Here is a 5,879-nt window from a genome sequence, read left to right as displayed (position 1 = left end):
GGGAGGGAGTCCGGTGGTGTTCGGCCGCGGGCGTAGGGAATCTGACCAGCGCGAGGCGCCTCGGCCTGAAGCGCCAGGGCGGCGCGCGCCGGTCGACGAGGCTGCACCGGTGATGTTGGACGGTCCCTACGACGTCACCGAGGCGCCGGAGGATGATCTCCACCGGCTCGACCTCGGCTCGTTGCGGATCCCGGCACTGCCGGGCGTGCAGGTGCAGTTCCAGGTGGAGGAGTCGACCGGCCAGCCGTTGACGGTGCTCGTCACTGACGGGCGCAGCGCGATGGAGCTGTCGGTTTTCGCCTCTCCCAAGAGCCGTGGCCTGTGGGACGAGGTGCGCGCCGAAATCCTGGCGACGATCGAGGCGGCCGGCGGCCGCGAGGCGGGCGGCGCGTTCGGGCCGGAGCTGCGGATGCTGCTGCCCACCGGCCGGCCGGGCGAGACCGTCCCCGGCCGGATGATGGGCGTCGACGGCCCGCGCTGGTTCCTGCGTGCCGTGGTGACCGGCGTTGCCGGGGGTGAGCCCGGGGCCGCTCCGCTGCTCGACGAGACGCTGCGCCAGCTTGTGGTGGCCCGTGGTGAGGGCGCGATGCCGGTGCGGGATCCCCTGCCGTTGACGCTGCCTCGGGAGGTCTCCGAGCATCCCGAGGGCCCCGGCGGTTCCGCGACCGCGGCGACGAGCGGCCGGCCCCAGCTGCCCGTGCCCGGCGTCCGCACCGCCGAGCTGCGCTGACCGGGACACGAACGCGCAGCACCGTACTGCATACGGTGTGTATCCGCACGTGGATCGCTCGATCGTACGGCTTGCCGCGGGCACACTGAGCCTCGGTCATTCGTTGCATCAGACGTGTCCGGGCAGGGTTGCTCGCGCGGGAACGGAGGAGCCGTGGGCGAGCCACACGGTTGGTGGGGTCGCAAGCTCCACAAGCTGACGGCGGGAACGAACGAGCTCGACGCCGAGGATCTCCAGGCCGCCTCCGCGGCGGCGGGCGCCGTCCCGATGAGCGGTTGTCGTGACCGGGACGAGACCTGCGTCGCGGGTACCATCCAAGCGGTGACGGTGCGTGCGCGCGCCGGCGCACCGACCCTGGAGGTCGACATCTACGACGGCAGCGGCACCGTGACGCTGGTGTTCCTGGGCCGCCGGGACATCCCGGGCCTGCGGGCCGGTGCCTCGGTGAAGGCGTCCGGGCGCATCACCGTGCAGGAGGGGCGTCCGAGCATCTTCAACCCGCGCTACGAACTCCTCCCGGTCCCCTCCGCGAGCGCCTAGGCCCGGGCGGGGAACGGCCTCTCACCGACAGGATCTCCACCGACGATGCCACGACTGCCCACCCCCGACGCACCGCCGATGACGATGTCCGAGGCCATCGGCGGCCCCCGGGGGATCATCGACAGCTCCATCCCGACCGTGGCGTTCGTGACGGTGAACGCCGAGGTCGGGCTGACCGCCGGGATCGCCGTCGCCATCGCCGCCGCGCTCGGGCTGCTCATCCTGCGCATCGTGCGGCACGAGCCGATGCAGCAGACGTTCTCCGGCCTGTTCGCCGTCGCGGTCGCCGCGTTCGTCGCTTCGCGCACCGGCGACGCGAAGGGCTTCTTCCTCCCCGGCATCGCGAAGAACGCCCTCGGCGTGGTCGTGGCGCTGCTGTCCGTGGTGCTGCGCCGGCCGATCGCCGGCTATCTCATGGCCGGCCTGGACGCCCGCTATGTCGGTTGGAAGGACGATGCCCGGCAGCGTCGCGCGGCGGTGTGGGCGACGCTGGTCTGGGGCGCCGTGTTCGCCCTGCGCTTCGGCGTGCAGGGCGTGCTCTACCTCGCGGACGAGTCCGGCTGGCTGGCGGCGGCGAACATCGCGCTCGGCCTGCCGCTGTTCGGCCTCGCCGTCCTGGCCAGCTTCGCCATCGTGCGCAGGCTCGCCCCGCTGCCACCCGAGTCGCCCGCCGCGTCGGGCGCGGCTGTGGTCGAAGGCGAGGTGCTGCGGGCCGACCCGCCGTCCCCCGGGGCGCCGGTCGATCCGCTCCGCCCGCCGCTCTGAGCGGTCAGCCGCCGGTGGTGAGGGTCCGCGCCCGCCCGGGCACCGGGCCGAGCAGGGCGGCGAGCTGCTCCTCGGCCTCCGAGCTGGTCGCGACTGCGAGCACCTCGTCGCCGTGCTCCAACGCCGCGTCCGGCGACGGGATGACCGCCCGCCCGTCGCGCAGGATCACCACGAGGGCGCTGTCCGGCGGCAGGGCGATCTCGCCGATCCGCTGACCGACCACGGGCGAGTCCTCGGCGAGGGTGAGCTCGACGAGGGAGGCGTCGCCCTGCCGGAAGCGCATGAGCCGCACCAGGTCGCCGACGCTGACAGCCTCCTCGACCAGCGCGGTGAGCAGCCGCGGCGCGGACACCGCGACGTCCACTCCCCAGGATTCGGTGAACAGCCACTCGTTCTTGGGATGGTTGACTCGGGCGACCACCCGCGGCACCCCGAACTCGGTCTTCGCCAGCAGTGACACGACCAGGTTGACCTTGTCGTCGCCGGTCGCGGCCACGAGGACGGTGCATTCGTTCAACCCGGCGGCGTCGAGCTGGGACAGCTCGCAGGCATCTGCCAGCAGCCACCGGGCCTCGGGCAGCGCGTCGGTGCGGATCTTCTGCGGGTCCCGCTCGATGATGAGCACCTCGGAGCCGTTCTCCAGCAGTTCGGCGGCGATGGAGCGGCCGACCTTGCCGGCACCCGCGATCACCACCTGGCGCATGCTCATGGTCAGCTCTCCTCCGGACCGGTGCGCAGCACCGTGTCGGCCTCGGTGGCATGGGCCTTCGTCACGGCCGTGTGCAGCACGTCTCCGTCCTGGACGAGGGTGCGGGCGTCGGGCAGCACGCCCTCGCCGAACCTGGTGACGCAGACGACGCGCACCCCGGCCGCCGCCTCCAGGTCGCGCAGTTTGCGCCCCACCCAGGCGGGCCCCGGCGCGATCGCGGTCAGCAGCACCGAGCCGGACGGATCGGACCACTGTGGAGTGACGGCGTCCGGGAGCAGCCGGCCGAGGATCTGGTCGCGGGTCCAGCGCACGGTCGCGACGGTGGGGATGCCGAGCCGCTCGTAGACCTCGGCGCGGCGTGGGTCGTAGATCCGCGCCACGACCCGCTCGACGCCGAACATCTCCCGGGCCACCCGGGCCGCGATGATGTTCGAGTTGTCCCCGCTGGACACGGCGGCGAAGGCGGCGGCCCGCTCGATGCCCGCCTCGATGAGGGTGTCGCGGTCGAAACCCATCCCGGTGACGCGCTGGCCGGCGAAGTTCGCGTCCAGCCGGCCGAACGCGGCCGCGTTCTGGTCGATGATCGTCACGGAGTGGCCGAGCCGCTCGACACCGCGGGCGAGGGCAGAGCCGACTCGGCCACAACCGAGGATCACGACATGCACGAGGGGAGCGTAGTCGGATCCGGTCGCAGCGGCGCGAAACGTCACCGGAGTGCTCTCTACGCGGAGATCCGGCACCCTCGGGCGCGTGGGCCCGACCGACGTGGTTATGTGTGTGCCACGTCACACTTGTGAATGGTGGTCCCCAACGTCGGTAGCATCGCCGCGTGGCGCTCACGGACCGCCTGAAGCGCGGTTTCGTCGGTCGTCCGATCGGGAGCGACCGGCTCGGGGAGACACTGCTCCCCAAACGGGTCGCACTGCCCGTCTTCGCCAGTGACGCTCTGTCGTCGGTTTCGTACGCGACGGAGGAGATCCTGCTCGTCCTGTCACTGGGCGGGCTGGCCTTTTACCACATTTCGCCCTGGCTGGCCGGCGCCGTCATCGTGCTCATGCTGACGGTGGTCGCCTCCTATCGGCAGAACGTGCACGCCTACCCGAGCGGCGGCGGTGACTACGAGGTCGTCTCGACCAACCTCGGCCCCCGCGCCGGCCTGCTCGTCGGCAGCGCCCTGCTCGTCGACTACGTCCTGACGGTCGCCGTGTCGGTGTCGGCGGGTGTCGCGAACCTGACATCCGCCGTGACCGGGCTGGCCTCCCACAAGGTCCTCATCGCGACCGTGATCGTCATCGTGCTGACGATGATGAACCTGCGCGGCGTGCGCGAATCCGGGACGGCCTTCTCCATCCCGACCTACGGCTTCGTGGCCGGCGTCGCCGTGATGATCGTGACCGGTCTGGTCAAGACAGCCGCCGGCCACACCCCGCGCGCGGAGAGCGCGGGGTACCACGTGGTCGCCGAGCACGACTACGCCGGGCTGGCGCTGGCGTTCCTGGTCCTGCGGGCGTTCGCCTCGGGCTGCACCGCGCTCACCGGCGTCGAGGCGATCAGCAACGGCGTCCCCGCGTTCCAGAAGCCCAAGAGCCGCAACGCCGCGACCACCCTGCTGCTCATGGGCGTCATCGCGGTCACCATGTTCGCCGGCGTCACCGCCCTGGCCCTCATCTCGGACGTGCACGTCGCCGAGCACACGAAGGACCTGGTCGGGGCCAGCGGCGAGCAGCCGACCGTCATCGCCCAGGTCGCCGCGGCCGTGTTCGGCGACGGCTCGCCCGGCTTCGTCTACATCGCCACGGTCACCACGCTCATCCTCATGCTGGCCGCGAACACCGCCTTCAACGGCTTCCCGGTGCTGGGCTCGATCCTCGCCCGTGACGGCTACCTGCCTCGCCAGCTGCACACCCGCGGCGACCGGTTGGCCTACTCCAACGGGATCGTGCTGCTGGCCGGCTTCGCGATCGTGCTGATCGTCACGTACCACGCGCAGGTCACCGCCCTGATCCAGCTCTACATCCTCGGTGTCTTCATCTCGTTCACCCTGAGCCAGACCGGGATGGTGCGGCACTGGGCGCGCATCCTGCGCTCGACCGGCCCGGCCGCGCCCGACCCGGCCGCGCGTCGCCGGATCCGCCGCTCGCAGACGATCAACTTCATCGGTGCCTGCCTCACCGGCACCGTGCTGGTCCTCGTGCTCATCACGAAGTTCACCCACGGGGCCTGGATCGTCTGCCTGGCCATCCCGATCATCTACCTCGGCATGCGGGGGATCAGGAGCCACTACGACCGGGTCGCCGTCGAGCTCACCCCCGAGCCGGGCCCACCGGCCCTGCCGTCGCGGATCCGGGCCGTGGTCCTCGTCAGCAAGATCCACGCGCCGACGCTGCGGGCGCTGGCCTACGCCAAGGCGTCGCGGCCGCACAGCCTCGTCGCGCTCACCGTGGCGGTGGACCAGGCCGAGGCCGACCGGCTGCGCGACGCGTGGGCGGAACGGGGCATCAGCATCGATCTCGTGGTGCTCGCGTCCCCCTATCGGGAGGTCACCAGACCGGTGTTGGAGTACGTCGCCCGGATTCGGCGGGAGAGCCCCCGCGACGTCGTGGCCGTCTACCTCCCGGAGTACGTCGTCGGCCACTGGTGGGAGCACCTGCTGCACAACCAGAGCGCGCTGCGGCTCAAGGCTCGGCTGCTGTTCCAACCCGGCGTGATGGTCACCAGCGTGCCCTGGCAACTGGCCTCGTCCAGTGGTGCGGAGCGGCGGGTGGAGCGCACCGGAGCGGGCGCGGTTCGCCGTGGCCGGGCCGCCCTGCCCGGACCCGCCGGCGGCCCGGACACCCCGGCCGCCCCCGGCGGGACGCCGCCCGCCGTGAGCGCGCCGTCTCCCGCGGGCTTCACGGACGTCGGCCAGCCCGGTTCCGGATCGAGACCGGAGGAGCGGGAATGAGCCCCGCTCGCCACCAGCCGGCTCGCCGCCCGGGCGGGACCGCCCGTCCTCACCCGTCGACGGGCGGATCGCCGTCGGTGTCCGCGGTGTCCGCGGTGTCCGGTTCGGCCGTGGAGGATTCCGCCGCCGCCCCCACCGCGGTGGGATCTCTCATCGAGCTGGTGGTAGGCCAGGTGGCCCACGGTGGGTTC

The 5,879-nt window shown here is 72.1% G+C and carries 6 protein-coding genes; 4 read left to right on the top strand and 2 right to left on the bottom strand.

The window, feature by feature from the left end:
- The first annotated feature begins 16 nt into the window (after positions 1-16).
- The 3 genes from NBZ85_RS26465 (at position 17) to NBZ85_RS26455 (ending at position 2,035) form a co-directional block, all read left to right on the top strand.
- Complete coding sequence (locus NBZ85_RS26465) at positions 17-730, top strand: DUF3710 domain-containing protein (protein ID WP_261562808.1); 714 nt, start codon at positions 17-19, stop codon at positions 728-730.
- Between the two features lie 153 nt (positions 731-883).
- Positions 884-1,270: an OB-fold nucleic acid binding domain-containing protein gene (locus NBZ85_RS26460; RefSeq protein ID WP_251744775.1), complete on the top strand. Its 387-nt coding sequence runs from the start codon at positions 884-886 to the stop codon at positions 1,268-1,270.
- A 45-nt stretch (positions 1,271-1,315) separates the two neighbouring features.
- Positions 1,316-2,035 carry a DUF3159 domain-containing protein gene (locus tag NBZ85_RS26455; RefSeq protein ID WP_261558505.1) on the top strand — a complete coding sequence of 240 codons (720 nt, stop codon included), beginning with the start codon at positions 1,316-1,318 and terminating at the stop codon, positions 2,033-2,035.
- Between the two features lie 4 nt (positions 2,036-2,039).
- Here NBZ85_RS26455 and NBZ85_RS26450 read toward each other — a convergent pair whose 3' ends face one another.
- A complete protein-coding gene (locus tag NBZ85_RS26450; protein ID WP_261558507.1) occupies positions 2,040-2,744 on the bottom strand; it encodes a potassium channel family protein in 705 nt (234 codons plus the stop codon).
- A gap of 2 nt (positions 2,745-2,746) precedes the next feature.
- Positions 2,747-3,454 (bottom strand): potassium channel family protein, encoded by a 708-nt coding sequence (locus NBZ85_RS26445; RefSeq protein WP_368861444.1) that lies wholly within the window; start codon positions 3,452-3,454, stop codon positions 2,747-2,749.
- A gap of 119 nt (positions 3,455-3,573) precedes the next feature.
- On the opposite strand from NBZ85_RS26445, the gene NBZ85_RS26440 reads away from it, so the two are divergent.
- Positions 3,574-5,688 (top strand): APC family permease, encoded by a 2,115-nt coding sequence (locus NBZ85_RS26440; protein ID WP_261558509.1) that lies wholly within the window; start codon positions 3,574-3,576, stop codon positions 5,686-5,688.
- Positions 5,689-5,879 lie beyond the last annotated feature (191 nt).

The organism is Frankia tisae (genome assembly GCF_025403405.1).
Classification (GTDB): domain Bacteria; phylum Actinomycetota; class Actinomycetes; order Frankiales; family Frankiaceae; genus Frankia; species Frankia tisai.
The sequence above is the reverse complement of the archived record's forward strand: the minus strand, read 5'-3'. Positions and strand labels throughout refer to the sequence as shown.